The sequence below is a fragment of the Opitutus sp. sgz309028 genome (genome assembly GCF_059821195.1).
Genome location: NZ_JCAMRR010000004.1, coordinates 614,232 through 639,502 on the forward strand (window position 1 = coordinate 614,232; position 25,271 = coordinate 639,502).

Below are 25,271 nucleotides of genomic sequence, written 5' to 3' on the forward strand. Positions count from 1 at the left end.
CCCCAACCCCAAGCAGCGAGGCGATCATGACGCGACGCGACTTCTTGAAAACCCTGTCCGTGGCCGCGGGGGCTGCCGCTGCAGGCAAGTTACGGGCGGAGACGTCCGTCACGCCGGCGCCGAGCGCCGCGAAACTCCCGCGCTGGCGCGGGTTCAACCTCCTCGAGAAATTTATCGCGCGCGTGGAGAACGCGCCGTTCCGCGAGGAGGATTTCGCCTGCATCGCCGAGTGGGGTTTCGATTTCGTGCGCCTGCCGATGTCGTATCACTGCTGGTCGAGCCCGCGGGACTGGCGCCAGATCCGCGAGCCGGTGATGAAGGAGGTCGATGCCGCCGTCGCGCTGGGCCGCCGCTACGGCGTGCACGTGTGTCTCAACTTTCACCGCGCGCCGGGCTACTCCGTCGATCGCTCCGAGCAGGAACCGTTCAACCTTTGGACCGACGGCGAGGCGCTGGAGGCGTGCGCGTATCACTGGCGGCACTTCGCCGAGCGCTACCGCGACGTGCCGAGCGCGGCGTTGAGTTTCGATCTGTTGAACGAGCCCGGGATGAAAAACGACGCCGAGCTGCTCGACGACGCCACGTATGCGCGCGTGGTGCGGACGCTCGTCGAGACAATCCGCGCGGAAAGTCCGGAGCGGTTGATCATCGCGGACGGCTTGTCGTGGGGCCGGATCCCGTGTCCCGCGCTCGCGTCGCTCGGCATCGCGCAAAGTACGCGCGGCTACGAGCCGATGCCCGTGAGCCACTGGAAGGCGAGCTGGGTGAGCGGCGCCGACCGCTGGCCGGAGCCCACGTGGCCGTTGCCCGCCACCGACGCGTCGGTCGCCGCGGATCGCGGGCAGATCGAGACGTTCAAGAACGTGTTTCGCGAGAATCCGATCGTGATGCGCCACATCGACGATCCGATCTTCGTCGCCGACTGGAATCGCGAGCGCATCCAGGCACAGCTGATCCGGCCGTGGCAGGATCTGGAGCGGAGTGGCGTCGGCGTGCACGTCGGCGAATTCGGCGCGCATCAGTTCACGCCGCACGGTGTCGTGCTTTCGTGGATGCGCGACCTGCTCGCCGCGTGGAAGGACGCCGGCTGGGGCTGGGCGCTGTGGAATCTCCGCGGCTCGTTCGGCGTCCTCGACAGCGAGCGCGCGGACGTGCGCTACGAAGCGTTTCGCGGGCACCAGCTCGATCGCCACATGCTCGAGCTGTTGCGCGCAGGCTGAGGCAAGCTCGCCCGCGACCGTGTGCGGGACGAGGCTTATTTCGCGCCCGGCGCAGCGTGCATCGTGCGGATGAAGTCCTCGGATTCGCGGATGGACGCCTCCATGTCGGCGATGAGCCGCGAGATGTCGGCCTCGAGCTCGCGATTGGTCGACGTGAGCGACGCGAGCGCGCGGGCGTTGAGATTGTGCTTCAGGAAAAGCACCTGGTCGCGAAACGTCGCGAGCACCGGATCCATGCGATCCGCTGCGCGGCGCATGACCTTGATCAGGTCGTCGTAGCGCCGGCGGGTGAGATCCAGCTCGCGCTCGCTTTCGCGGCGAAGCGAGGCGTTGGAATATTGTTTCAACTCGTCCTTCCATTCGCGGAAGAGCGCTTCGGCCACATCCTCGACGGCGGCGATCCGCTCGCGCACTTCCTTCGCCCGCGCTTCGCTGCGCTGGAACTCGCGGTTGAGCGAATCGTATTTCCGCTGCAGTTCGCCGCCGTCGACTTTCGTGACGGCGAGGAATTCCTCGAGCGCGCTGGCAAACTGTTCCTTGGCCTTGTTCTGCGCGTCGCGCGTGGACTCGACGCGATCGACGAGGATTTCGCGCTTCGCGAAGCCGAACTTCTCCATCGTGTTGTAGTAGGTCGAGGAGCACCCGGCGAAGCCGAGCCCCAGGACGAGGATGAGCGGCAGGAAAGCGCGTGATGTCATGGCTCCTTCGACCGCGATCGCGCCTCCCAGTGCCTCGTCAGCCGGCAGAGGCGGATCGGGTCCAGAAATCCGCCTGCACGAGCCCCCATTCGAATGCGCGCCGTGCTTGCAGTGCGAAACCATGGGCGCGCAGCAACGCGTCGGGCGGCGTCACGCGCCGGGCGCGCACGCGGGTCACGGGGCGGAAAAACGCATACATGAGCGCGTGAATCGCGCGGGCGCGCTGGCGTTTCCATCCGCGCGCCGGCACGGTAAAATCCGTGACCAGCCAACGCGCTTCAGGGCGCGCCGCGGCCGCAAGAAGACCGATCACCTCGCGGAGCTCGGCCGGCGGAAAGCAATCGAGGAAGAAATGCGTCACGACCGCGTCGAAACTTTCAGGCGGTGACGTCCACGCCGGCAGCGTGGCGTGGACAAAGCGGACGTTCGCGGCCGCGGAGCCGAGACGCTGGCGCGCGGCGGCGAGCATGCGGGCAGAGGCGTCGATACAGACGAGTTCCGATTTCGGAAAGCGGCGGGCACATGCCGGCACGAACGGGCCGTGTCCAACGCCGGCGACGAGGATGCGCTGCGCGCCGGCGAGACGGTCGAGCCAGGCGAGCCGCGCGCGTTGCAGCCGGCGGCCGGCGAGCACCGCTTCCATCCACGTGTAGTGCGGCGCCAGCCGGTCGAAGCTCATGGCAGCGGGACGAGTTGCCACCAACAGCCGGCGGCGATGGCGCCCGCGGCGTAGGCGATCACGTCGCGCCAGTCGCCCGTCGCGTGCGCACTAAGGTGGGGCATGATCGCTTCGGCGATGATGGCCCACGCGCAGAGATGCAGTGCGATCTCGCGCCAGCGCGGGCGGGCATCGTCGCCGCGAACGCCGAGTTTGCGCTGGAGCCAGAGCACCAGCGGCAGCGCGGCGGGAATCAGCAGGAGATCGTTGAAATAACCGTGGAGAAACGTGCCGCCCACCTGGCCGCGCCACCAGAAGCGGTTGAGCGCATACAGCGCGCAGGCCGCCAGGCACAACGGATCCAAGGCATAGGCGAAACGCTTCACAGAAGCGCGGCGATCAAAACCCCGCTGCCGAGCGCAATCAGCAGGCGGAGAGCAAACGGGGGGAGGTAAGGCGGAAGGGAATTCATCGGGAATGACAAGAAACCCTCCTGCGCGCCACAGGCAAGCGGCGGAAATCCGGCAGTGCTCGGTCGAATCCGTCGGATTAGCGCGAACGATGTAAGTCCAGCCGCTGGATGGGGAGTAGGGCGGGGTCTTTTACCCGCCCCACTAAAGGGCGCTGAAGGACAGATCGTGAGCGAGAATGTCTACCGCTGCGTCCGCCGGCTCAGCACCGATTTAAGCTTTTCCAGGTCGGTGCGGACCATGGCGATATCGCGCTCAAACGCCTCATCGTTCATGCCGTCCTGGCGATAAACGGTGAACAAAACCTCGGCACCGTCGTCGTTTTTCACGACGCGCATCGGCACGTGAACGGTGAGGCTCTCATTGACCGTCACATCATGGTCGAGCACGCCGAAGACGTTGCGCGGCGAGAAGCGGATATGCACGTCGCCTTGCGACGTGGTGGCGCGCCAGCCGTCGCCCTCGGGCCGGACTGCGGTGATGAATTCGCTCCACTCCGGGAGGTGCTGCGGATCTGCGAGATAAGCGTAGACGGCGACGGGCGGGTGTGGAATGGAAACGCTGGCGGTGTGGGCGGGCTTCATGGTAATTCGGAGAATAGTGGAAGAAGCGGGCGTATCCGAAGTCTGGATAAACGGCTCGGTCAAGCAGACCGCGGCAGGGTGACGATCGCGCTGTCGTATTTTTCCATCACCGCCGCGTGTTGCGCGATTGGCGTTTGGTGCAGCTCCTGGATCATCCGGCCGAGTTTCGGCGTGAGGATCAGAAGATAGCGCGAGTTGCCGAGTGGGTCGAAGTAGGTGTGAGCGACACCGGCGGGGACGACGACCGTCGTGCCGGGAAGCGCTTCGCGTTCCCCATCGGCGAAACGAAACACGAGCTTCCCCTCGAGCACGTGCCACGCCTCGTCGTCGGCGTGGTGAACGTGGACGTAAGCGGGACCGCTGCCGGTTCCTTCGTGGATCTCGAACGCGGAGCCCCGCGCCGCGCGGGCGGGGTTGTCCTGAAGAAAAATCGGCGAGCTCATGGCGTGGGTTGGTGGGACGTGGAGAGAGCGGCCGTGTGAGCCGAAAGTTTCGCGGCGACGGACGTTTCGATCTGCGTCATCGTCGCAAGGAACTCCTTTTGCAGATCGATTCCGTAGAGTTGCGCCAGCACGAGGACGCTCCACAGGCAGTCGGAAAGCTCGTGCGCCAGTTTGCGGTCGACCTCCTCGATCGAGCGCAAGCCGCTCCTGGCCATGACGAGCTTCATCAGGTCACCGACGTCGCCGACGAAACCCTGCATCACCTCTTCCTTCGTCCACGGGCGTCCGGCGCGCGCCCGCTCGAGAGCGCCCAGACGCTCGCGCACCGCCATCGCTCGTTTCGTCAACGCCTCGAGATCCATGCTGGGGTTCATGAACGGAGGTTGATGCGCCGGAGCGCGGCGCCGAGCCGAAACGGGGGGACGCGATGCGTTCAGCGTCGGGTTTTGAGGACGCGGTATTTCAAGTGCGCCACGCCCGCGCCTTCGATGACGCGCAGCGGTTCGAGTTGCACGTCGCGCGCCGTTGCGAAGCCGAGGAGGCGTTCGCCCGCGCCAAGCAATTGCGGCACCACGTGAAGTTCGATCTCGTCGAGCAGCCCGGCGGCGAGGAATTGCTGCACGACGCTCGCGCCGCCGCCGATCATGACGTTGCGTCCCTTTGCGGCTTCGCGCGCCTGCGCGAATGCAGCAGCGATTCCGTCGGTGACAAAATGAAACGTGGTGCCGCCGGTCAGCGCGAGGGGCGGACGCGCGTGATGCGTGAGCACGAAGACCGGATGATGAAACGGCGGTTCGTCGCCCCACCAGCCCTGCCACGGCTGCGCGCTCCATGGACCGCGTTCCGGGCCGAACATGTTGCGACCCATGATGGTCGCGCCGACGTTTTCGAACGCTTCGCGCAGGACGTCGTCATTGACGCCGGTTTCGCCGCCGCCCGCGTCGCCATGCATCGTGCGGAATGTTTTGGTCGGAAACGCCCAATCGTGGAGGTGGACTGCGCCTTCGCCGAGTGGGTTTTCGAGGCTTTGATTTGGCCCGGCGACATAGCCGTCGAGCGACACGGTGATCTGGCAGATGACTTTGCTCATGGGAGGTGTTCGATGGAGGTGGTTCACCTCTTGGCCGAACGGGCGGGCGGTTTTTCGACAGCGGAGGACGGAAATTTTGAAATCGAACCGAGGAAATGCGGTGCGAGCTGGAAGATCACCTCGAGCGGATTTTCGGCACCTCGTAGGTGAGTTCCGCAAACGCGCCGAACTGCTGAACCGACACCAGCTTCAAAGCCGGTGAGATGATCGAGCGCGGCAGCAGCGGTTTGCCGGTGCGAAGCGTCACGGGGGCGATCTGCACGATCAGCTCGTCGAGCAGATCGTGGTCGCAGAATTGTCCGACCAGTTCGCCGCCGCCGACGATCCAGAGATTCTTGTCGCCGGCGTGTTCGCGCATGGCAGCGTGCACCGGTCGGACATCGCCGCTGACGAAGCGGAGGTCGGCGCTGGAGACCCTGGGCAATTCGCGATGAGTGAAGACCCACGTCGGTTGTGCGTAGGGCCAGGGCTGGGGTTGCGGCGAGCCGGGCTGCACGTGGTGGGCGATGAGCCATTCGTAGGTCGCGGCTCCCATCGCGATCGCGCCGATTTGGGCGATGAAAGGGGCGTAGCTCGGCGGGACGTCGCCGAACTGAAGCAACCAGTCGATGTTGTCGTCAGCGGTGGAGAGAAAGCCGTCGAGACTGGTGGCGCCGTAAAACTGGGTTTTGGGAGCGGTCATATGTTTGGTGTGGAGTTGGCGGGGAGCGAAAGAGGAGCGAGTCATCTTTTCGCTCCGGGAAACGCGGTCAGCCCTGCGACGGCGATCCCCGCGAGGGCGCAGGCTTCGTCGTTGTCGCCGAGATCGCCTGAAACGCCGACTGCTCCGATCACGTTGCCGTCGCGGTCGGCGATCAGCACGCCACCGGGAGAAGGAATCACCCGGCCCTGACTTGCGGCGGTGAACGAGGCGTAAAGCGAGGGGAGCTTTGCCGCCCGGTCCGCCAGTTCGCGGCTGCCGAAGCCCAAGCCAAGCGCGCCCCAAGCCTTTCCATAAGCGATATCGAAGCGGAAGAAACCCGCTCCGTCCTCGCGTTTGAACGCGATCAGATGTCCGCCGGCGTCGAGCATGGCGATCGCCAGCGCCGAAAGCCTCAAGCTCCGCCCTTGGGCGATGGCGGCGTTAATAATCTGGTCGGCGAGGGAAAGGGTGAGCGGGGCCATGGTGGAGGGTTGAGCGGAGAACGTTGAAGAATCGGCGCGTTCCTTCAACCGAAGCTGCGCGCCGGTCGCTTTCATTCGCAGCGATGTGCGGCACGACGCCTTGGCCGTCAGGGCGCCAGTAATACGGGCTTCCAACGAATCAGCGGCTGGCCGGCCGCGACATAAAGCGGATGCCGCGGATGGCCGTCCTGTGTCATGCCGAGACACCACAACTCCCGGCCGGCAAACAGACGCACGACCGCATCGGCGCGCGCCTGAAACTCCCCGCTCACGCCCCAGGCGGCGACGATCTGTTCGCAACGCTCGGCAGCCTCGAGCAGCGCCGCGTCGTTGTCCGGGCCGACCGGATCGGGCGCAGCCATCATCTCTTTCGGATACGGCGTGCGCAGGCCAAAGAGATTCGCCATCCAGAAGCCGTCGTAGCCTTCGCGCTGCGAGAAGCTGCGGATGCGCGTGAGCGTGGGATCGAGCTGCGCCTCGTCTGCCGTCGAAGGGTTGAGCCCGATCCACAGGATCAGCCGGTCGCCGAAGAGTGGATTCCAACGGTGCACGAGGGAATAACGGTGCTTCCGATCCGGCGAAAACGAGCAGACGTTGTCCATGCCCGACGAGCGAAGCCGCAACGGCGAACGCCCGCGAGCGAAACTCCGTGGCCCGAGGGAAATCGAAACCGGAAAAACGAACCGCGAAGAGCCGCGAAGAAACGCGAAGCGGAAAAAAAACGCGCTCGGCGCTGCGATGAATGCTGGCGCAAGCACAGTTCGATTCGCGCGGCACGAGCCGCCTCGCGCCGCGGCGTGCGACTTGTCAGGGCTTCAGCTCGCTGAAGACATGCTCGCGAGCCTTGGCACGGGTGTGGCATTCGAAACACATCGTCGCGGCGCGCGCGCCAACGTTGCGGACCGTGCGGCTGTCGCGGTCGAAATCTTCGAAGCCCCAGCCGCCCGTCGCCGCATGGCGCGCATCACGCACCATGACATTGAGCGATTTCCGCGGTCCTTGAACCAGCTGGGGACCTTCCTGTTCGAGCACGAACCAGTCCGCGACGATCACCGCGCCTTCGGGAAAGTGGCCGGTGCGATAGCCGTCAACCGCCGCCGGGTTTGCGTAAACATGATGAATCAAACCCTGCGGCGCGGCTGGCGTCTCGCTGCCTGTCGGCGGGGTGTTGGAGGGACTTTGTTTCAGCGGCAAAATCGCGCTGCAGATGTGCTGCCAGCTACGGTAGCCTTCCGGATAGGGCACCTCGGGTGCGGGACTTTCCTCACGGGCGACGAGCGACACGATCAGAAAGGCGAGGGGGATAAAACACAGCAGAAGTCGCAAGTTCATCGGTGAGAACCAACGCTCACGCGCGGGCGCGCTCGATGGAAATGCGACCGGAGCCGCATCCGAGGGATCGAAAGGCGATTCAGCGGCGGCGAAACCTGCGTGCGCGTTCCATTCCAGGTGGCTCGGACGCGGTTTGGAGCGGCGGCTGGCTTGACACCCCGCTTACACTGCGAGCCCGTGAACCCGTTCACCCGCTGGCCGCGCGTATCGCTGGCTCTCGCTTACGTCGCGCTGCCTACGATCTTCTCGCTGGTCGGAGGCGTGGAGTCGCTGTTGAACAATCCGACTCTCGACTGGAGCACGGCGCTCGGCCGGGAAACGGTTTACTGGCTCTCGTGGGTCGTCCTGCTCCCGCCGATCTTCCGCTTGTGCCGCTGGCTGCATGAGGGTCCGCCCCGCTGGCCGCGTTACTTGGTGGGGCTGTCCATCGGCACTGCGCTGACCGTCGTGCTGCTGCCGTTGATCTACGTGATCTTCCGACTTGGCGCCTGGAATCTTGCGTGGACGTGGGCTTGGGTGGAAACGGCGCCGCCGGCGTTCTGGCCGGAATACCGCGGGTTGTTCATGCACCTGATCACGGCGTCGGTCGTGATCTTCGCGTGCACGGTCGTGGCGTGGAATGCGGTGACGAACTACCGCGAGGCGAAGGAGAGCCGGCTCAAGTCCGCGGAGTTGGGCGCGATGCTGCAGCAGGCGCAACTGGACGCGCTGCGCAGTCAGCTGAATCCGCATTTTCTGTTCAACACGCTGCACTCGATCGCGGAACTCATTCATGAAAACCCGCGCCACGCCGAACAGATGGTCCTGCAGCTCGGCGAACTGCTCCGGAAGTCGCTCAAGACTCAGGCGGTCGAAGTCCCGCTCGCCGAGGAGCTGGACTTCATCCGGAGTTATCTCGCGATCGAGCAGACGCGGCTCGGCGAGCGCTTGGAGCTGATTTGGAAAATCGATCCGGCGGTGCTCGGCGCGCGCGTGCCGAGCCTGATCCTTCAACCGCTCGTCGAAAACGCGGTGCGCCACGGCATCGCCGTCTCGTCGCGCGGCGGCCGCCTGGAAATCGCGGCGTCGCGGGTCGACGCCCAACTCCGGCTCGAGGTGCGCGACAACGGTCCCGGATTCCAGCCGAACGACGACGACACGCGTAGTGGTATCGGCATCAGCAATACGCGAGCGCGGCTGGCGCGGCTTTACGGCGACCGCGCCCGTTTCCAGTTGACCCATGAAGGCGGCGTGGTCGCTTCGCTGGCGTTACCGTGGCAGGTTTGAACGAAACCACCGGGGGAACGGCACGATGAAATTACGGACGATCACAGTGGACGACGAGCCGGTGGCGTTGCGGCGGCTCTCGCGCCTGCTGGCCCGCGCCGACGATGTGGAGATCGTCGCCGAATGCCCGGACGGCGCGACCGCGGTGGCGGCGGTGCGCCGGCACGAGCCGGATGTGTTGTTTCTCGACGTGCAGATGCCCGGGATGGACGGCTTCGAGGTGCTGCAGGCCCTCCGCGGCGGCCGGATGCCGGTGGTGATTTTCGTGACCGCGTTCGACGAATTCGCATTGCGAGCCTTCGATGCGCAGGCGCTCGACTACGTGTTGAAACCGTTCGGCGAAGCCCGCGTGGAACAGGCGCTGGAGCGCGCGCGCCTGTGCATTCGCGGTGATGCCGCACGTCACGAGCACCTGGCGCGGCTGGCGGAACTCCTGGGCGGTGCGCCGCGGCCGGCGGACGTCGGGTGCCTCTTCGTGCGGCGCGACGATCGCGTGCTCGTGCTGCAGCCCGCGGACATCGAGTGGGTGGAAGCGGATGGCGACTACGTGCGCATCCACACCGCGAACGAGAGTCACTTCACGCGGATGAAGTTGACGGAGATCGAGCGACGCCTGGCGTCCGCCGGCTTCGCCCGCATTCATCGCTCGCGCCTCGTCAACCTGGCGCGCGTGAAGGAATTCCGGCCGCTGTCCCGTGGGACGTCGGTGGTCGTGATGAGAAATGGGACGCGCCTCGACGCGAGCTACAGTTGCCTGCGGGAGATTCAGGAACGCGCGACGGGCGGAACGGTTGGGCGCGCCGGTTCGGGCTTCGGCAGCGCGTAATCAGGTTTCGTCGCAGAACGCTTTCGAGCCGATGCGGTCGGGCGCGAGAGTGCGCGGATGAAATCTTTCGGGACGATTGGCGAGACGGAGACAAAGGCGGCGGCGCGGGGGCGGGGCGACATGGCAAAACCGTCGGGTCGAAACGCGAGAACCGAGGTCGACGTGGAAGGCTGCCAGTTTTATTGCGCGGCGATGCGGGGGTTCTTCTCCACGTTCGCGGCGGCGCCGGCCGCGAACCCACGGGTTTTCCTCCGCGAAGAAAACGGTGGCGATGGAGCCGCACGTTGATGTTGCGGGCTGCGCGCGGTCGCCGCGTTGGCCGTGAAATTTCACCTTTTGCCGACGAGCAATCAGCATTGGCCGCAGGAAACTTTTGTCCATGCGGCGCCACGGCAGAGTGCGCGCCGATGACCACCGCGAATACTACCCACTCCTCGTCGACGCCCTTGTTACCAGCCTTGGTGACAGGCGGCCTTCTTGCCGGCGCGCTCGATGGCGCCTCCGCGTTTCACGCTTTCGGTTGGGAAATGTGCTATGGCATCGCCAGCGGGCTGCTGGGTTCGAAAGCCTTTCCTCAAGCGGGTGGTGGCGGGGCGGCGATCTGGATTCTGGGGCTGGCGCTGCATTTCCTCATCGCGCTGGCCGCGGCCGCGATTTACGGGCTGGCGAGCCGGCGGCTACAAGGTTTGGAAGATCGCTTTCTCCTCGGCGGCGCGATCTGCGGCGTCGCCGTCTATCTAGTGATGAATTTGATCGTGCTGCCGCTGTCGGCGGTGCCGTTCCCGGTCGGCCCATTTACGGTGGAGGGGCTGCGGGGTGGGCTGCTGTTTCACATCCTGCTCGTGGGGCTGCCGATTTCGGTGAGCTTCTGGTTTTTCTCGTGGCGGACCAAACGGGCGATCGCGTTGGCGCACGCGTCATCGAGATCCGATGCCGGGCGAGTGAAGGCGGCCGTCCAATAGCGCGTTGGGGACAACGCACTCCACCTTCAAACTGCGGGAAAAACGCCGCTCGCTAGTGCGTCGCGAGTTCGAGCCGGGCGGGGGATAGGTTGGGGCTCGTCGCCTCGAGTGTGATCTCGCCCGCCTCGCCGATGGACTGGACGATGACCTGCGCGAGACCGTTGAAGGTCGTGCGCTGCCACGCGGGGGCGGGCGTGTCGATCCGCAGGATCGCGGGCCAGACTTGTTTCAAGCTGTCGCGTTTGCCCCAGTCTTCGTAACGCGTCGCATCGATGCGCAGGACGTTGCCCGTTTTCCGCAGCGTGGAGACATCAATTGTGAGCGTGCTGCGGGCTTTTTCGGGCGTGGCGTTCTGGTGCAACGGCTGGCCGTTGAGCGTCGCGGTTTGATTCGTGCCGAGCGCGTTGAGGAGGAGCGTTGCGGTTTCTCCAGCGGCGAGCGCGGGGGCGTCGAAGGTCGCCTCGAATACGTTTTGTCCGGTCTTCACGGAACCGTCGGGCGCTTCCCACGTGCCGAGGTTTACGGTGCGCACGCTGGGCAGATAAACATCCGGCTCGTGCGACGAGGGATCGCCGTTGCCGACGCCGATGATGCGGCCGGGGCCGCGGACGGTGAACGTCACCGGCACCGCGCCGGTCGGCACGAGACGGCCCTGCGCATCGCGGGCTTCGACCGCGATCACGGACACGTCGCGGCCATCGGCGGCGAGTTTCGTGCGGTCGGGCGCCAGCGTTACCGCCGCAGGCGCGCCGGTGGTTTCGACGCGAGTCGTGGCGATTTCTTTTCCGCCGCGGTAGCCGCGGGCGAGCAGCGTGCCGGGCTTGTATTCGACATTCCAGGACAGATGGCCGTTGGGTTCCATCTTCTTCCGGCCGAGCGATGCGCCATTGAGGAACAGCTCGACCTCCTCGCAATTGCTGTGCGCGCGGACTTCGAGCGTTTCGCCTTCGCGGCCGGGCCAGTTCCAATGCGGCAGGAGGTGGAGCACGGTTTCATTCGTCCACCAGGATTGCAGATAATAGAAGCTGTCCTTCGGGAAACCGCACTGGTCGAGGATGCCGAACTGCGAGCCGATCGCGGGCCAGCCGAACGGCGTCGGTTCGCCGCGGTAATCGAAACCGGTCCAGTAGATCACGCCGGCGGCCCAGGGGCGGGCGAGGTAGTAGTTCCAGCCGAACTCGCAGTTGCCGCGCGAGGAGCCGTCCTCCTGCGGCGCGAGGTGAGCGTTTTTCGCGTCGGTGAAATAGATGCCGCGCGTCTGCTGCGTCGTGGTTTCCTCGGTGCCGAGGAGGATCTGCTCGGGATACTCGGCGTGCTGTTTGTCCACGTTGGCCTGCATGACGTAGTTCACGCCGGCGACTTCGATCTTCGACGAGATGCCGCCCCAGCCGCCGCTGATCGCGGCGGTGACGCGGCGCGTCGGGTCGAGCCGGTGCACGAAATCCTGCATCGGCACGGTGATCTGGGCGCCCTTGATGTTACCTTCGATGCCCCATTCCTCGTTGCCGATCGACCAGAGCACGATGCTCGGGTGATTGCGGTCGCGGCGGATCATGCGCTCGAGCTGGCCGAGGTGATACGGGTTGATGCCCATCAACCGGTTTTCGTCGATCACCAGCAGGCCGAGCCGGTCGCAGGCTTCGAGCAACTCGCGCGTGGCGGGGTTGTGCGACGCCCGATAGATGTTGCCGCCCATTTCCTTCAGCTTGCGGACGCGGAATTCCTGCAAGGCATCCGGAATCGCCACACCGACGCCGGCGTGGTCCTGGTGGTTATTCGTGCCTTTGAGGACGACATGCTGGCCGTTGAGGAAGAAGCCTTCGTTTGGGTCGAAGCGGATCGTGCGAACTCCGAACGTCGTCTCGTAACGGTCAACGACCTCGTCGCCGCGCCGCAGCGTGGTCACGAGCTTGTGCAGCGTCGGCGTCTCGATCGACCAGAGCTGCGGGTGTGCGAGGTGAAGCGTGTCGGTCAACGTGGCGAGTCCGCCGGCGCCGAGCTCGGGCGCGGAGGTTTGCGTGTGCGCGAGGCGCTGGCCGTCGGGGCCGAGGATCTCCTGTTCGACCGTGTAGCGGGCGGCGGCGCGGCCGTGATTATTGACGCGCGTTTCGACGATCACGTCGGCGGCGGCAAAATCGTTCGCGACGTCGGTGCGCACCCACGTGCCGTGGAGCGCGACGTGGAGCGGATCGGTTTTCACGAGCCAGACGTGACGGTAAATGCCCGCGCCTTCGTAGAACCAGCCTTCCTCCATCGACGCGTCGACGCGGACGGCGATGAGGTTTTCGCCGCCGTAATTGAGGTATTCGGAAATGTCGTAGCTCGCGTCGACGTAGCCGCTCGGCTCCTCGCCGACAAAGAAGCCGTTCACGAAGACGCGGGCGTTGCGATATACGCCGTCGAGATCGAGCCGGAGGCGGCGGCCCTTGTCGGATTCGGGAATGCTGAACGTGCGCCGATACCAGCCGACGCTGTTTTCGGGAAACAGGCGCCCGAGGGCTTTGAAACCATGGCTCGCGGTGCCGCGCGGATCGAACGGCAGCTCGACCGCCCAATCGTGTGGGACGTTGACGGTGCGCCAGCCGCGATCGTCGAACGACACGGCGGCGGGGCCATCGCCAAAACCGGTTTTCGCGAGATACGAGAAATAGCCGGTGCCGTGATTGAAATCTTTCGCGTGATCGGTCGCGTGACCGAGCGCGAAACGCCAGCCGGTATCGAGGCGAATGCGCTCGCGCGGCGAGCTGGGGCGGTCGGCGGCATGGGCGGAACCCAGCAGGAAAGCGGCGAAGAGGAGGACGAAGCACGCGAAGACGGACGCGCGCGCAGGGCGGGGCAGGGCACGGTTCATGCCGCGATTGAAGCGGTGATTTAGCGAAAAATCGAGCCGATCCGGCGAGCCAAAGGTGTAGCCGTGGAGCAACTCGGCGTCGCTGGGTGGCATCAAACCCGGTATCGCCCTCTCGCAGCCGAATCCGACCGAAAATCGCGTTTACCCGAAAAACGCCGCGGAGGCGGAGATTCCGGCGGGGCGTACCGAGATTTCAGTTACGCGGGCGGTGAATCGGGAGATGGGGGTGGTGCTGGAGTCACCTCCGTGTGGGCGGGAAAAGTGAGCGATTTTCCGTGCGGTAGCGAGGCCATGCAGAATCCGGCGAGAGCGGGGTAACCGGGGGCGACGACGACCAGCGCGGCGAGGAACCATGCGATCCATGCCGGGAGCGGAGCGAGTGCAGACCAGGCGAGGAGAGCGCCAACGGAAACGAGAAGAGAAATGGGGAGCCAGCGGCTGGGGACGGTGGCAGGGAGCGGTCCGTCGGTGGGTCGCGGGGTGAGACGGATAGCGCGATCGGCGATCCACCAGCAGAAGACGGCGAGCGGGACGGCGGCGAGGAGGTCGACGAGGTAGTGATAACCGAGCGTCAGCGTGGTGGCGATTTGCAGGAAACCGAGGGGCAGGCACCACCAGAAGAAGCGGCGGCGCCAGTGCCACGCGGAAGCGAGCGAAACGAGGGTCCACGCGGTGTGCAGCGAAGGCATGGCGTTGCGGAGCCGGCGGGTCGCTCCCCGAATGCGGTCGGGACCGGTGAGCGCCTCTTCAAGCGCGATGCCCGCTGCGAACCGGTGAAAACGCGAATCGAGGTCGCGGTAGAGAGCGGGGAAGGCGTAGATCGGGCCGATGGCGGGAACGAGTCGGTAGCAGCCGAGACCGAGCACACCGACGAGGAAACTGGCGAGGAGGGCGCGTCGCGCGTGAGCCCAAGCGCGCGCGATTTGTAGCCGCGCGATGACGAGGGCGATCATGAGCCCAAGCAGCGCGTAGCCGATGTAGCTAAACTGGCTAATCCACGGGGCCCGATAGTGCCAGGCGTGCGCGATCTGGCTGGGATTGAAACCGAGCGAAAGGTCCATTCGCAGCAGCACGGGATCCCACACGAGCGGCGTGGCGAGTTGAATGGCGGTGAGGCAGAAGCCGGCGAAGGCGTGATAGACCAAGAAGGGGGCCCACAGAGAGAGCCCTTGGGTGAGCGCGCTGGCGACATCACGCGATCGAACGAGACCGGCCACAGGAAGGAAAAACGTCAGCCCGAGTGCGACGAACGTCGTGCTGAGCGCTGTGGCTTCGAGCAAGCGGTTGTGCGCGGGGGCGCGGGTATCGATCAGGAAAAACAGGCCGAGCGTCGCGAGTAGGGCGAGCGCGCTCGCGATCCACGTCCACCTGCAGCGCTCGGTGGCGGGGATATTGCGGAGCAGCGATTCGCCATAGGCGACGGCGATCATGACGACGAAGCCTGAGACGAAGGCGAGTGCGAGGGCGCGGTAAAACGCCACCTCGAAAGGGGTCCAAATGATGGGCGTGCGGAGATAAACCCACCCGCCGACGGCGGCGAATGCCGCGGCGAAGAACCACTCGGCCGGCCAACGCCGGAGCGATCGGAGGTGCGCAGGAGCGGTGACGGGGACGCTCACCTCAGATCGGGATCGATACGGGGCGTGGCGGTGAGGCGCGTCGGCGGTTCGATCAGGGCTGGGGCGGGGACGATTCGCGGGGGGCGGCAACATTTTTCCGGCGTCGCCGCACCCATAGGGCGGCGGCGGCCACGCTCCCACCGAGGATCACCGCGGCGGTTGCGGGTTCGGGGACGGCGGAAACTGCGGTGGCAGTCAGCGAGAACCCGCCGATGACGCCGTAGTGACCGGTGACCCCGTCCGCCGTGACTTTATAAAATGGGAGCTGCGTGCCATTGTCGTAGAGGCCGGCGATGTAGTCGAGTGCGGGACCGTCCACGGGGTCGCCGGACCACACAGGCATACCCCACAAGATGGAGGAGTAAGGGTTGATCGGTTTGTAGATGGACAGGTAGTAGGTCGTGTCCGCGTTCAGCGTGGGCGAGGACAGGGGCGTGAGCGTTACGTTACCTCCACCGTTTGGGTAGCCTTCGAAGTCGGCAAAAGTGACCAGCGAGGTCGGCAGCGTGAGACTGTCGGGGAGGCTCGAAAACACCTGAACCGAAAGCTCACTCGCACCGGGATACACGGAATCTACGGGGTCGCCCTCCGAGCTGCCATCGCCCGGGGGCGGGCCACCGCCATGCTCATTGCCCCCAGAGGTATCGGGGTCGCCCCCATAGGCTTGGCTCTGGAACAGAAAAGAGACGGATGTCAGCGAGTAGTTGCCCAGCGTGTTAATGCGAAATGGGACGACGTAGATCTCCGTGGCGTTGAGCCCCCATCCGCTCCTGAGGTATAAATGCGAAGCCGTGTCTGCATTGATCGAGGTGTATCCCACCGCCGCGGTGGCGTCGTCTGCGCGAGCGTGGGGGAGCACAAGCGGCAGCGAGAGCAGGATCGCTGCAGGCAAAAAAAGGCGGAGGCCGAGAAGTGTCGGCCCACGGAAGGCGGGAGTGGTTCGCATGGACGGTGTGTGGCTGGGGCGCCGGCGAAATCCGACGGGCGCAGCGACGCGATCTTAGCGAGCGTGGCGGATGGGCTCAACCCTCACGCGTGAGGGGAGGCTTATTTCCCGGCCAGGCGGCCGAGGGCGTGCACGGTCAACGCATGGCGGTTGGGGAGGCCCAGCTTGCGCAGGATGTTGCCGACGTATTCCTGCACGGTGAAGAGGCTGAGGCCGAGAATCTCGGCGATCTCGCGGTTCTGTTTGCCGTCAGCGATCCAGAAAAGGACATCCGCTTCACGCAGCGTGAGGCCGAGTTCGCGGAAACGCTGGCGCAGAGAAAGCGGGTGGTTGATGCGCTGGAGCGTGGGCTGCTCGTGTCGCAACCAGGCTTGGCGGAAATGCGGTCCGAACAAGTCGAGCAAAGTTCGCTCGCGAAGCGTGAAATCGCGCCGCACGCGGTTGAAGGAAAGGGCGGCGATGGTGTGCGCGTTGACCGCGACCGGGAGGACGAGACCGTAAAGATAGCGGTTGCGTGCGAGGCAGTTGAGGTAGTGGGGATGGCGCTTGAACTCGGAAACGGAAATCACGTCGGACATGCGGCGCGCATGGGTCTCGCCCGTGCGCTCGTAGTAGGCGACGAGCGGATTCAGGTGGGCGTTTTCCGAGTAATACTGCAGCTCCGCCTCGGTGTGGGGATTCGGTTTCGACATGGCCGCGGTGATCTGGCCGGTGCGCCGGTCGAGCACGCTCATGATGCAGAGGTCGGAGGGGATGAGACGATCCATCGCGGCCAGGACCGCGGACGAAAAGTCGGCGTGATCCTTGGCCGTGTTCATCTCGTAAACGGCATCGAACAGCGGACGCCAATGGCGGGGATCGATGCGCTTCATCGGGCTGAAGGGGGACGGCGCGAGCAAGCGAAGGCGCGCGGGGGTTGGCAAGCGCGGCGTGGCGGATGACACGGCCTATTGACCGGAGCTGAGCCGCCGGAGATTGCTGGTGCTGAGATCGCGGCGGTCGAGGTGGTATTTCGACGTTTGGAATTCGAGCCAGCGGTTGCGATCCGTGTTGATGACCGCGGACCCTGCGGAAATCCGGAAGCCGCGGCAATTAACCCCCGATTTCCCGCAAAATGTCCCCGCGGGCTTCTCGCGACGGGTCGTCACTGCCAACTCAGCGGCGCGTCGATGCGTATCCGCGTTTCGACGACCACACCCCCCAACCCCCCGACCTATGCAAGGTTTCCGTCTCCGGGCGCGTCGTCGTCCCGAGTTATTCGCCGCTTTGACGGCTCTCGTTTGTGCTGGCCTGCCGGCGCAACTTCACAGCCAAGGCTGCATGGCCACGCGGGTCAGTCCACCGATGACTGCCGGCAACGACAAAACCCGCTACCTCGAGCCGGGTCATTGGGAGGTGGGATTGACCTTCCGGTTCTACGAAGCCGACCGGCATTTTTACGACGACAACGAAGAACGCGTGCCGGCCAATGCACCGCGGGTGAAGCGCGCAATCTACGATGCGTCGTTGACGCGCATGCTCGATACGCGGACGTCGCTGACGGTGAGCGTGCCGTTCCAGGTGGGCGCCTTCGATCGCAGTCCGGCGCCGCCACACACAGGCAGCGCCGACAAGGCCAAGGGCATCGGCGATATCGCGGTGACGCTGCGCCGGTGGATGTTTGATCCCGCCACGCACCCGCACGCGAACGTGCGGCTCGGCCTCGGCCTCAAGCTGCCCACGGGAAAAGAAGACGCGCAAACCGATCGACGCGTGAACACCGCGGCCCCGGGCGACCCACCCAATCTCGTTTGGAAACGCGGACCCGCGGATCTCGCGATCCAGCCGGGCGATGGCGGTCTGGGCATCATTCTGGGCGCAGAAGGATTTCACCAGATCGGGTCGACGAATTCCCTCGTCTACGGCGAGTTCACTTACCTGCTGAATCCCCGCGGCACGAACGGCGTGAACAATCAGTGGAGCGGCGCGGGGCCCTACGTGGCCAACTCGGATTCGAGTGTGCCGGACTACTTTCTCGCCCGGGGTGGTGTCTCGGTGGGTCAGCCGCTCGGGGCGAAGAACACCAGCTTCCAGCTGGGTTTCCGCTTGGAAGGTCAACCGCCTCGCGACGTGATCGGTTCGTCGGCGGGTTTCCGCCGACCGGGCTTCAGCTTGGCGGTCGAACCGGGTCTCGCGTATTCGTTCGGGGCGACGAGTCTGTTCGTGTCCGTGCCACTGACGGTTTATCGCCAACGCTGGTTGAGCGTGGATGAAAAGAACGCCGGCCGCGTCAACGCGGTGAGTGCCGCATTCGCCGACTACAACATCCTCGCCGGCATCTCGCACCGCTGGTGAACGGTCTGGCTTTCGCGGGAGCGCGTGCGCGACGAAGCTCGCGCACGTGGCGGGGCGATGACTTTTAGTCTGGGCGCGTCCGTTCCGAACGGTGGCTTGCGCTTTGTTGAGGAAGGGAAGACCTTCGCCGCGTGGTGCAGAGCGAGAAACTTTCGGAGCTCATTGTTTATCTCGGGGCACATCCGGGAGTGAGCAACCTTGGGCTCACCAAGCTGTGGAAGCTGATTTTCTTCATCGACGCGAAAGCGGTGCGGGAGCTGGGTGCGCCGCTGACGGATTCGGAGTTCATCAAATACGAACATGGTCCGGTGCCGAGCCGCGGAGAGAAGCATCTGCGGCATCTCCTAAAGAAGGGCGATGTGACCACGTCTCCGCGGATTGTGGCCGATAAAACGCTGAACGAAGTCAAATCCGCCCGGCCGGCCGATCTATCGGTTTTCAGTGCCGATGAAACAGCGCTGATCGATGCGGTTTGCGCCGAATTGGGTCGCAAGAGCGCCGTCGCGCTTTCGGAGCTGAGTCATCGGGAGCCGTCCTGGCATTACGCGGACATGCTGGGCAAGCTGTCGCCGGAGTTGATCGCCTACGGTGCGAAAGAGGATGCGGACGGATTGTGAGCAGCGATGGATGTCCGGTTCCATTGCTCGAAGCGGGTGAGGCAATCCGGAAAGAAGGCGAAACATCGGGTGTTCGACGCGTGCCCCACCGTGTGTCGGGTGCTGAGGCTCCAGCCGTATTACGGCGAATCGATCCCCGGATTCCATGATCTGAGGAAGATGCGTCTGCGTGTGCCGGGTTATCCGGTGGGAAAGCGCGACGGCTATCGTTTGATCTATCGGGCCAAGGAGATGGACCAGGCGGTCCATGTCGTCTTCATGGAGACGTATTCGAAGAGCGATTACGCGGACCTCACGCGCGCCGAGTACAAGGCGCTCGTCTCCGAGGCGGACGCGATTCTCGCCCAGCCGCTGCTGCACGATTGGGAATAAGGACGGAGACGAGAGAGGTTAGCTTTGTCGACTCGGGGGCGTGATGGATCCGGAGAACGCGGAGGCCCTAAGCAAGGACGCCGCCCTTTTGGGGCGGCGGAGCCTTTCAGCTTATTCAGCTTTGCTGTGACTTGTAGGGAATCGTCGAAGGGCCAACTAACGAAGCTGAGAATGTGCATCACCAATGCACTTGCCTCTGGTGATAATCAAGTGCGAAATGGCGGCTATGTCATTCGCCATCGCACCTTTGAGTGGAGTCGAAATGATTTGGGGGTTTGATTTGGGTGTGGGATCAATCGGCTGGTCAGTTACCCACGAAGCGCGAGTGCCGACCTCCGGCATCGATGCGTTCAAGCTCGTTGACATCGGCGTGCGTGTATTCCCTGCCGGCAGTGAGGGAAGCGAGCGCGATTGGGCTTTGGGCAGAGAAAAATCGCTGTCGGAGCCGAGGCGTTTGGCCCGTTCAATGCGGCGCCAGCGTGAACGCCGACGCCGGCGCTTGATTGCGCTCGCACATGACCTCCAGCGCATCGGGCTTCTGCCTGCCGGACCAGTGGAAACTCCCGCCGAGCGCGATGCCTTTTTCAAAACCCTCGACGCGTCGCTGCGTCCTCAGTCTACCGCTCCGACGATCGAACATCACACCTGGCTACACCGACTTTTCTCCGGCGGGATCGCCGGTGCCGCACTTACACCGTATCAACTCGGCCGCGTTCTCTACCACGCTGCCCAGTTGCGCGGCTTTAAAAGTAATGCGAAAGAGCGTGCGAAAGCCAAACAGGAAGACGCTAAGACCGGAGCAGTATTTTCGGGTATCAATTCTACACGTGCCCTCCGTGCGACTTCGGACGAAGCGCTAGTCGCGGCCCTCGCCCGCTTGAATCCCGAAGCTGACGGTGAACGTATCCGCGGGCGCTATACCGCCCGCGAAGATCGCCGTTCTGACGTGGAGCGCCTGCTGAGCGTGCAGACTTCGCACCATGCCGCTGTCTTGACGAACGCTACCCGTGCCTCGTTGCTGGAGCGAATCTTCAGCCAGCGACCACTCAAGGGCAGCGACCAGTTCATTGGAAAATGCGGAGTCTACACAGACGAACCCCGCGCCGAAGTCGCTCTTCCTTCGCTCCAGCGCCTCCGGATTCTTCAGAAAGTCACCGACCTCGAAGTTATCCCACCCGACGGCGACCGCATGCCGCGTCCGCTCGATGCCGCACAGCGCGCTTTGGTGCGCGACTACCTCTACACGCACGAAAGCCTCTCTTTCACCCAGCTGCGCAAGCTCCTTGGCTTCCCCGCGAAAAAACCGGCTGTTAAAGTCCCTGATACGTCGTTGCCCCGCAGCCAGCCGCCGTTCCATGAGTTCAACTTGGAACGCGAAGACCCGGACGAAAAACTCATCGGCGATCGCACCCACTGCGCACTCGCGCCGCTGCTCGGTGACAAATGGATCGCCCTCGACCTCGCGGAGCGCGACGGTTTGGTGACAATCCTTCTCGACGCCGAAGACGAAGAAGGTTGTCGCGAGGAACTCGTCGAGCGCTACGGCTTGGACGAAGGCCAGGCGCAGGCAGTCGTCGAACGCGCATTGGAAACCGATCGCGGTCGGTTCTGCGCCAGAGCCGCCCGCGAACTCTGCGCTCGTCTCGACACGACGGAACCTGCACCTACACGCCTTTCCACCGTCCTTAAGACTATGCGCGGAGGCGGCACGCCTGCGGAAAGGGCGGCGGAGAAAGGCCTCGATTTTCTCCCTCCCTACCTGCCTACCCATCGCCAGGTGGAGGCCTTCCATGACTCGCCCTACGCCTTGCGCAATCCCTCGATTTTACGCGTGCTGCGTGAGCTCCGGTTGGTTGTGAACGCGCTGATCCGCAAGCACGGCAAGCCCGATCGCATCCGCATCGAGTTCGCCCGCGAACTTAAGAATCCTGCGAAGAAGCGCCAGGAAATCGCTCGGCGCCAAAAGGACCGCGAAAGCGAGCGCAGCCAAGCCCGTGCCATGTTGGTGGAACTTGGCCTGCGCTCCAGCCCCGCCGCTGTTAGATCAGTCGACGTGGAAAAGTGGCTGCTTGGCATCGAATGCAACTGGCATTGCCCTTACAGCGGCACTCCGATTCCTCCGTCGTTGGTCTTCGCCGATACGGGCACGGTGCAGATCGAACATATCATTCCCCGCGCCCTGTCCCTCGACAACAGCTTCGCTAACAAGACGCTCGCCATCTCTGATTGGAATACCCGCAAGGCGAAGCGCTCGCCCCACGCCGCGTTCTCAACTTCTCCCGAATGGCCCGACATCTTGCGCCGCGTGGCAGGCTTCACCGGGCCCGGCGCGCGGGGTAAACTCGCCCGTTTCCAGTGGGACGAGAATGAACTTAAAATTCGCTATGGCGATTTCACGGCCCGCCATCTTCAGGAAACCGCATGGGCTGCGCGGCTTGCCAAGGAGTATCTGGCCGTTCTTTTCGGTGCAGAAGACACCGACGCCATCGACGCTACCGGAACGCGACGCATTGAAACCATCTCGGGCGCGGCCACTGGACTTCTCCGCCAAGCCTGGGCCTGCTCGGATGCTCTCCTGCAAAGTCCGCGGCTTCCTAAGCTGCCTGCGGACTCGGTCGACCGCCCGAGATCTGGCGCCGCTGACAAGCTCCGCACGGATCACCGGCATCACGCGATTGATGCGCTCGTCGTTGCGCTCACCAAACCGACCACCGTGGCCGCGCTTTCTTCAGCTCTCGCCAGTGACGTTGATCCGCGAAAGCTCCGCTTGCCACTGCCTTCACCGGATTTCAGCGCAAGTCTCCGTGAGGCGTTGGAATCCATCGTTGTTTCGCATAGGGTAAATCGACGCGCGGCAGGGGCGCTCCATCAAGCGACCTACTACCAAGCTCGCCGTCAAAACGGTCGCCGATTTCAACGTGTTGCTATCGATGCCCTCAAGCTTGCCGATCTTGAGAAGATCGTGGATGGGCGCATCCGCTCTGCCGTTCTCGCTGCTTGGGACAAGAAAACCGATCCCACCAAGTGGTTCGCGTCTCCTGAAAACAGACCGCGCCTGCCTACCGGCGCCACCATCAAACGTGTGACGCTTCCGATGAAGGATGTCGCAACCGTTGCGCTCGGCTCAACGGAGGCTCCTGACCGGCAGCTCCATGTCCTCACCGGCGGCAACTTTTGCGTTGTAGTGGTTGAATGTCCGCCGAAGACCGCCAAAGGAAAATCGCGTTGGGAGTTTCGCCCGGTCACCTTGCTCGACGCGACTCGCACCATCGCGGGCCGCGCGGATGATGCGAAGCCCGTCGCGCCCGCCCAAATGCTGCGAGACGAGAACGCGCTTAAGCCAGGGGAGCGAGTGGTGTTCACCCTTCGCTCATCGGAGGCAATTCGCCTGAATCGGGGGGCGAGACAGGGCCTCGTGGTCATTGGCACGGCCAGTGAAAATGGCATCGAAGGCGCGTTTCACAACGACGCCCGCGGCGACGCCGTCCGAAAGATGTTCGGAGCTTCAGAGCGAATCCGTATGTCGCCCTCTGCGCTGAAGGACGCACAGCCTGAAAAAGTGGTTATCGGTCCTTTGGGCGAAATCCACCTCGCGCGTGACTGACGGCCGCATCATTGAGGTTCGGGAACGTCCGGCGCGGGTGCGTTTGGATACCGGGCGCCTCGTGATCGACAGTGAACTCGACGGACAGGAGCCCATTCGCACCGAAATCGCCGCCCATGATATCGCTGCGCTCATTTTGGCGCATCCGCAGGTCGCGATCAGCGGCGCTGCACTTGCGGCCTTGGCCGAAGCCGGCGGCGTGGTCGTGATCGGGGGCGACGACTCGCTGCCCCGGGCGATGCTTCTGCCCTTCGGTGGCCATCATGCTCCCACGCGACGACTCGTCGCTCAGTGGGACTCGTCGGTACCGCTGCGGAAACGCCTCTGGGCGGAGATCGTGCGCGCCAAGATCGCCGGCCAGGCCGCAGTCCTCCGTCGCCAGAATCTAGATGCTCGCGTTCTAGAGGCCCTAGCCGAATCCGTTCGTTCCGGCGACCCCGACAATCACGAGGCGCAAGCAGCGCGTTACTATTGGTCGCGATTATGGGGCGACGACTTTATACGCGACCGGGAAGCGCGGGACCAGAACCGGCTCCTAAACTACGGCTACACCATCCTTCGGGCGATCGTGGCGCGCGCCCTGTGCGGAGCAGGGCTCCATCCCGGCGCTGCTCTGCACCACCGCCATCGCAATAACCCCTTCCCCCTCGCCGACGATCTCATGGAATTCCTTCGCCCCGTCGTCGATTCAGAGGTCGTCGCTTTGGTGGAAGCCGCCGGGCCAGTCCAGCCGATGGATGCCCCACTACGACGGCGGCTTGCGGCGGTGCTGGTGAAAAACGATTTCCGCTTCGGGCTGGAAGCATGGGTGCCTTCGACGCTCGCCGTTCAAGTTGCGCTGCGGCTCGGCCGCGTTTTCGAGGGTGAACGCGACACGCTGGGCTTGGAACAACTGTGGGACGAATAATCCCGATTTGGCCTGAAGCTCTCCCCTCCAGCTACGAGACGATGTGGTTGGTCTCGATGTTTGATTTACCGGTAGGCACTCCGGAGAACCGCCGGGCCTATACACAATTTCGCAATCACCTGCTCTCGGTCGGCTTTTCGATGCTCCAGTTTTCCGTGTATGCTCGTTTTTGCAAAAGTGAACGCTCGGCCGAGCGGATTATCGCTGAGGTGAAGCCGGCTATTCCGGAGTCAGGCCAGGTTCGCTTCTTGATGGTCACAGAAAAGCAGTTCGCCAAGATGCGAAGCTTCATTGGAAAAAAGCCTAAATCGAACGAAACACCGCCGGAGCAACTGCTATTTTTTTAGAAGAATTACGCCTGAAGCACCTTCCTACAAGGTGCTTCGGGCGTAAAGAGCGTGGCCCTTCGACGATTCCCTGCAAGCCACAGCAGCGACGGCGGCGCGGTGACGAGCGCGTTCAGCGTGGCCCTTCGACGATTCCCTGCAAGCCACAGCCGACTAATCTGGATTTGGTTCAATTCATTTAGCGTGGCCCTTCGACGATTCCCTGCAAGCCACAGCATCAACGGGAGGATTCCCGAAGAGCTTCGGAGCGTGGCCCTTCGACGATTCCCTGCAAGCCACAGCGCAACCGCGGCGGAACTTACCGCAGCGTCGAGCGTGGCCCTTCGACGATTCCCTGCAAGCCACAGCGTCCATCGTGTCGAGGATGTCGGCGACCATAGCGTGGCCCTTCGACGATTCCCTGCAAGCCACAGCGGGAGGGCGTGCGCCTTTCCAGTTCTGCATAGCGTGGCCCTTCGACGATTCCCTGCAAGCCACAGCTGAGATCGCTGAGGGAGTAGCGCGTGACGAAGCGTGGCCCTTCGACGATTCCCTGCAAGCCACAGCTCAGGGCGAGCAGGTCGCGAGCGCGCTGCAAGCGTGGCCCTTCGACGATTCCCTGCAAGCCACAGCTCGCGGATCACGCGCTCGACCTCGCGCGGAAGCGTGGCCCTTCGACGATTCCCTGCAAGCCACAGCTGAGGGCGGCGAAGCCCACCCATCGCGTTGAGCGTGGCCCTTCGACGATTCCCTGCAAGCCACAGCCCGCGCACGATCGCGCTCGAGGGCGCCGGCAGCGTGGCCCTTCGACGATTCCCTGCAAGCCACAGCGATCCGCCAGACGCGCTCCATGCGCTTGCGAGCGGGAGGTATCAGTAATTCTGTGTGTGGATCGGTTATGGTGTAGTTTCCTTTTGCCCTCAGCTAGCTGAGGGCAAAAACCGCGATCCAAAAAGAACGGCAAACTGGCCAAGTGCTTTCT

At 64.1% G+C, this 25,271-nt stretch carries 25 protein-coding genes and 1 CRISPR repeat array; of the genes, 10 read left to right on the forward strand and 15 right to left on the reverse strand.

Annotated features, from left to right (window positions below; translation table 11 throughout):
• The first annotated feature begins 26 nt into the window (after positions 1–26).
• A complete protein-coding gene (locus AC6RV7_RS18305; protein WP_500095624.1) occupies positions 27–1,220 on the forward strand; it encodes a glycoside hydrolase family 5 protein in 1,194 nt (397 codons plus the stop codon).
• Positions 1,221–1,255: 35 nt separating this feature from the next.
• Here AC6RV7_RS18305 and AC6RV7_RS18310 read toward each other — a convergent pair whose 3' ends face one another.
• The 11 genes from AC6RV7_RS18310 to AC6RV7_RS18360 form a co-directional block, all read right to left on the reverse strand.
• Positions 1,256–1,918, reverse strand: a complete 663-nt coding sequence (locus AC6RV7_RS18310; protein ID WP_500095626.1) for a DUF2959 domain-containing protein — start codon at positions 1,916–1,918, stop codon at positions 1,256–1,258.
• A gap of 37 nt (positions 1,919–1,955) precedes the next feature.
• A complete protein-coding gene (locus tag AC6RV7_RS18315; protein ID WP_500095628.1) occupies positions 1,956–2,597 on the reverse strand; it encodes a class I SAM-dependent methyltransferase in 642 nt (213 codons plus the stop codon).
• Positions 2,594–2,962, reverse strand: a complete 369-nt coding sequence (locus AC6RV7_RS18320; protein ID WP_500095630.1) for a hypothetical protein — start codon at positions 2,960–2,962, stop codon at positions 2,594–2,596. Before AC6RV7_RS18320 ends, AC6RV7_RS18315 begins: the two co-directional genes overlap by 4 nt.
• Positions 2,963–3,228: 266 nt before the next feature.
• Complete coding sequence (locus AC6RV7_RS18325; protein WP_500095632.1) at positions 3,229–3,693, reverse strand: SRPBCC family protein; 465 nt, start codon at positions 3,691–3,693, stop codon at positions 3,229–3,231.
• Positions 3,690–4,073 carry a cupin domain-containing protein gene (locus AC6RV7_RS18330; RefSeq protein ID WP_500095633.1) on the reverse strand — a complete coding sequence of 128 codons (384 nt, stop codon included), beginning with the start codon at positions 4,071–4,073 and terminating at the stop codon, positions 3,690–3,692. Before AC6RV7_RS18330 ends, AC6RV7_RS18325 begins: the two co-directional genes overlap by 4 nt.
• Positions 4,070–4,447 carry a MazG nucleotide pyrophosphohydrolase domain-containing protein gene (locus AC6RV7_RS18335; protein ID WP_500095634.1) on the reverse strand — a complete coding sequence of 126 codons (378 nt, stop codon included), beginning with the start codon at positions 4,445–4,447 and terminating at the stop codon, positions 4,070–4,072. The genes AC6RV7_RS18330 and AC6RV7_RS18335 overlap by 4 nt, the downstream gene beginning before the upstream one ends.
• Positions 4,448–4,506: 59 nt before the next feature.
• Positions 4,507–5,163, reverse strand: coding sequence for a dihydrofolate reductase family protein (locus tag AC6RV7_RS18340; RefSeq protein WP_500095635.1), 657 nt, complete (start codon positions 5,161–5,163; stop codon positions 4,507–4,509).
• A 115-nt stretch (positions 5,164–5,278) separates the two neighbouring features.
• Positions 5,279–5,845 (reverse strand): dihydrofolate reductase family protein, encoded by a 567-nt coding sequence (locus AC6RV7_RS18345; protein ID WP_500095636.1) that lies wholly within the window; start codon positions 5,843–5,845, stop codon positions 5,279–5,281.
• Between the two features lie 41 nt (positions 5,846–5,886).
• Positions 5,887–6,327, reverse strand: a complete 441-nt coding sequence (locus AC6RV7_RS18350; protein WP_500095637.1) for a GlcG/HbpS family heme-binding protein — start codon at positions 6,325–6,327, stop codon at positions 5,887–5,889.
• 107 nt (positions 6,328–6,434) lie between these two features.
• Complete coding sequence (locus AC6RV7_RS18355) at positions 6,435–6,929, reverse strand: DUF1643 domain-containing protein (RefSeq protein WP_500095638.1); 495 nt, start codon at positions 6,927–6,929, stop codon at positions 6,435–6,437.
• 205 nt (positions 6,930–7,134) lie between these two features.
• Positions 7,135–7,659 carry a cytochrome P460 family protein gene (locus AC6RV7_RS18360; protein WP_500095639.1) on the reverse strand — a complete coding sequence of 175 codons (525 nt, stop codon included), beginning with the start codon at positions 7,657–7,659 and terminating at the stop codon, positions 7,135–7,137.
• A gap of 177 nt (positions 7,660–7,836) precedes the next feature.
• Here AC6RV7_RS18360 and AC6RV7_RS18365 point away from each other — a divergent pair, with 177 nt between their 5' ends.
• From AC6RV7_RS18365 to AC6RV7_RS18375, 3 genes are all read left to right on the forward strand, one after another.
• Positions 7,837–8,925: a sensor histidine kinase gene (locus AC6RV7_RS18365; RefSeq protein WP_500095640.1), complete on the forward strand. Its 1,089-nt coding sequence runs from the start codon at positions 7,837–7,839 to the stop codon at positions 8,923–8,925.
• A 25-nt stretch (positions 8,926–8,950) separates the two neighbouring features.
• On the forward strand, positions 8,951–9,751 hold the full coding sequence (locus AC6RV7_RS18370; protein ID WP_500095641.1) for a LytR/AlgR family response regulator transcription factor: 801 nt from the start codon (positions 8,951–8,953) through the stop codon (positions 9,749–9,751).
• A 407-nt stretch (positions 9,752–10,158) separates the two neighbouring features.
• Positions 10,159–10,713, forward strand: coding sequence for a hypothetical protein (locus tag AC6RV7_RS18375; RefSeq protein WP_500095642.1), 555 nt, complete (start codon positions 10,159–10,161; stop codon positions 10,711–10,713).
• A 52-nt stretch (positions 10,714–10,765) separates the two neighbouring features.
• Here AC6RV7_RS18375 and galA read toward each other — a convergent pair whose 3' ends face one another.
• The 4 genes from galA to AC6RV7_RS18395 all read right to left on the reverse strand — a co-directional run bounded on the left by galA (position 10,766) and on the right by AC6RV7_RS18395 (position 17,001).
• Entirely contained in the window at positions 10,766–13,657 is a 2,892-nt protein-coding gene (gene galA / locus AC6RV7_RS18380) for a beta-galactosidase GalA (protein ID WP_500095643.1), read from the reverse strand.
• Positions 13,658–13,761: 104 nt separating this feature from the next.
• On the reverse strand, positions 13,762–15,183 hold the full coding sequence (locus tag AC6RV7_RS18385) for a phosphatase PAP2 family protein (RefSeq protein ID WP_500095644.1): 1,422 nt from the start codon (positions 15,181–15,183) through the stop codon (positions 13,762–13,764).
• A gap of 52 nt (positions 15,184–15,235) precedes the next feature.
• Positions 15,236–16,129: a PEP-CTERM sorting domain-containing protein gene (locus tag AC6RV7_RS18390; RefSeq protein ID WP_500095645.1), complete on the reverse strand. Its 894-nt coding sequence runs from the start codon at positions 16,127–16,129 to the stop codon at positions 15,236–15,238.
• Between the two features lie 101 nt (positions 16,130–16,230).
• Entirely contained in the window at positions 16,231–17,001 is a 771-nt protein-coding gene (locus AC6RV7_RS18395; RefSeq protein WP_500095646.1) for a helix-turn-helix transcriptional regulator, read from the reverse strand.
• A 448-nt stretch (positions 17,002–17,449) separates the two neighbouring features.
• Between AC6RV7_RS18395 and AC6RV7_RS18400 the strand changes: the two genes are divergently transcribed.
• The 6 genes from AC6RV7_RS18400 to cas2 all read left to right on the forward strand — a co-directional run bounded on the left by AC6RV7_RS18400 (position 17,450) and on the right by cas2 (position 24,310).
• On the forward strand, positions 17,450–18,463 hold the full coding sequence (locus AC6RV7_RS18400; protein WP_500095647.1) for a hypothetical protein: 1,014 nt from the start codon (positions 17,450–17,452) through the stop codon (positions 18,461–18,463).
• A gap of 134 nt (positions 18,464–18,597) precedes the next feature.
• On the forward strand, positions 18,598–19,080 hold the full coding sequence (locus tag AC6RV7_RS18405) for a Panacea domain-containing protein (protein WP_500095648.1): 483 nt from the start codon (positions 18,598–18,600) through the stop codon (positions 19,078–19,080).
• A 36-nt stretch (positions 19,081–19,116) separates the two neighbouring features.
• The gene (locus AC6RV7_RS18410; RefSeq protein ID WP_500095649.1) at positions 19,117–19,452 is read left to right on the forward strand and encodes a hypothetical protein; all 336 of its coding nucleotides are present in this window, start codon (positions 19,117–19,119) and stop codon (positions 19,450–19,452) included.
• Positions 19,453–19,678: 226 nt separating this feature from the next.
• The gene (gene cas9 / locus AC6RV7_RS18415) at positions 19,679–23,056 is read left to right on the forward strand and encodes a type II CRISPR RNA-guided endonuclease Cas9 (RefSeq protein ID WP_500095650.1); all 3,378 of its coding nucleotides are present in this window, start codon (positions 19,679–19,681) and stop codon (positions 23,054–23,056) included.
• On the forward strand, positions 23,049–23,963 hold the full coding sequence (gene cas1 / locus AC6RV7_RS18420) for a type II CRISPR-associated endonuclease Cas1 (protein WP_500095651.1): 915 nt from the start codon (positions 23,049–23,051) through the stop codon (positions 23,961–23,963). Before cas9 ends, cas1 begins: the two co-directional genes overlap by 8 nt.
• A 41-nt stretch (positions 23,964–24,004) precedes the next feature.
• Positions 24,005–24,310 (forward strand): CRISPR-associated endonuclease Cas2, encoded by a 306-nt coding sequence (gene cas2, locus AC6RV7_RS18425; protein ID WP_500095652.1) that lies wholly within the window; start codon positions 24,005–24,007, stop codon positions 24,308–24,310.
• A gap of 48 nt (positions 24,311–24,358) precedes the next feature.
• Positions 24,359–25,120: direct repeats of the CRISPR family, unit length 36 nt; unit sequence AGCGTGGCCCTTCGACGATTCCCTGCAAGCCACAGC.
• The last annotated feature ends 151 nt before the right edge of the window (positions 25,121–25,271 follow it).

Excerpts from the sequence above, each read along its gene's own strand:
- AC6RV7_RS18305 (WP_500095624.1), top strand. The coding sequence starts at position 27 with ATGACGCGACGCGACTTCTTGAAAACCCTGTCCGTGGCCGCGGGGGCT.
- AC6RV7_RS18310 (WP_500095626.1), bottom strand. The coding sequence starts at position 1,918 with ATGACATCACGCGCTTTCCTGCCGCTCATCCTCGTCCTGGGGCTCGGC.
- AC6RV7_RS18315 (WP_500095628.1), bottom strand. The coding sequence starts at position 2,597 with ATGAGCTTCGACCGGCTGGCGCCGCACTACACGTGGATGGAAGCGGTG.
- AC6RV7_RS18330 (WP_500095633.1), bottom strand. The coding sequence starts at position 4,073 with ATGAGCTCGCCGATTTTTCTTCAGGACAACCCCGCCCGCGCGGCGCGG.
- AC6RV7_RS18335 (WP_500095634.1), bottom strand. The coding sequence starts at position 4,447 with ATGAACCCCAGCATGGATCTCGAGGCGTTGACGAAACGAGCGATGGCG.
- AC6RV7_RS18340 (WP_500095635.1), bottom strand. The coding sequence starts at position 5,163 with ATGAGCAAAGTCATCTGCCAGATCACCGTGTCGCTCGACGGCTATGTC.
- AC6RV7_RS18345 (WP_500095636.1), bottom strand. The coding sequence starts at position 5,845 with ATGACCGCTCCCAAAACCCAGTTTTACGGCGCCACCAGTCTCGACGGC.
- AC6RV7_RS18350 (WP_500095637.1), bottom strand. The coding sequence starts at position 6,327 with ATGGCCCCGCTCACCCTTTCCCTCGCCGACCAGATTATTAACGCCGCC.
- AC6RV7_RS18355 (WP_500095638.1), bottom strand. The coding sequence starts at position 6,929 with ATGGACAACGTCTGCTCGTTTTCGCCGGATCGGAAGCACCGTTATTCC.
- AC6RV7_RS18360 (WP_500095639.1), bottom strand. The coding sequence starts at position 7,659 with ATGAACTTGCGACTTCTGCTGTGTTTTATCCCCCTCGCCTTTCTGATC.
- AC6RV7_RS18370 (WP_500095641.1), top strand. The coding sequence starts at position 8,951 with ATGAAATTACGGACGATCACAGTGGACGACGAGCCGGTGGCGTTGCGG.
- AC6RV7_RS18375 (WP_500095642.1), top strand. The coding sequence starts at position 10,159 with ATGACCACCGCGAATACTACCCACTCCTCGTCGACGCCCTTGTTACCA.
- galA (WP_500095643.1), bottom strand. The coding sequence starts at position 13,657 with ATGCCACCCAGCGACGCCGAGTTGCTCCACGGCTACACCTTTGGCTCG.
- AC6RV7_RS18390 (WP_500095645.1), bottom strand. The coding sequence starts at position 16,129 with ATGCGAACCACTCCCGCCTTCCGTGGGCCGACACTTCTCGGCCTCCGC.
- AC6RV7_RS18395 (WP_500095646.1), bottom strand. The coding sequence starts at position 17,001 with ATGAAGCGCATCGATCCCCGCCATTGGCGTCCGCTGTTCGATGCCGTT.
- AC6RV7_RS18400 (WP_500095647.1), top strand. The coding sequence starts at position 17,450 with ATGGCCACGCGGGTCAGTCCACCGATGACTGCCGGCAACGACAAAACC.
- cas9 (WP_500095650.1), top strand. The coding sequence starts at position 19,679 with ATGTCATTCGCCATCGCACCTTTGAGTGGAGTCGAAATGATTTGGGGG.
- cas2 (WP_500095652.1), top strand. The coding sequence starts at position 24,005 with ATGTGGTTGGTCTCGATGTTTGATTTACCGGTAGGCACTCCGGAGAAC.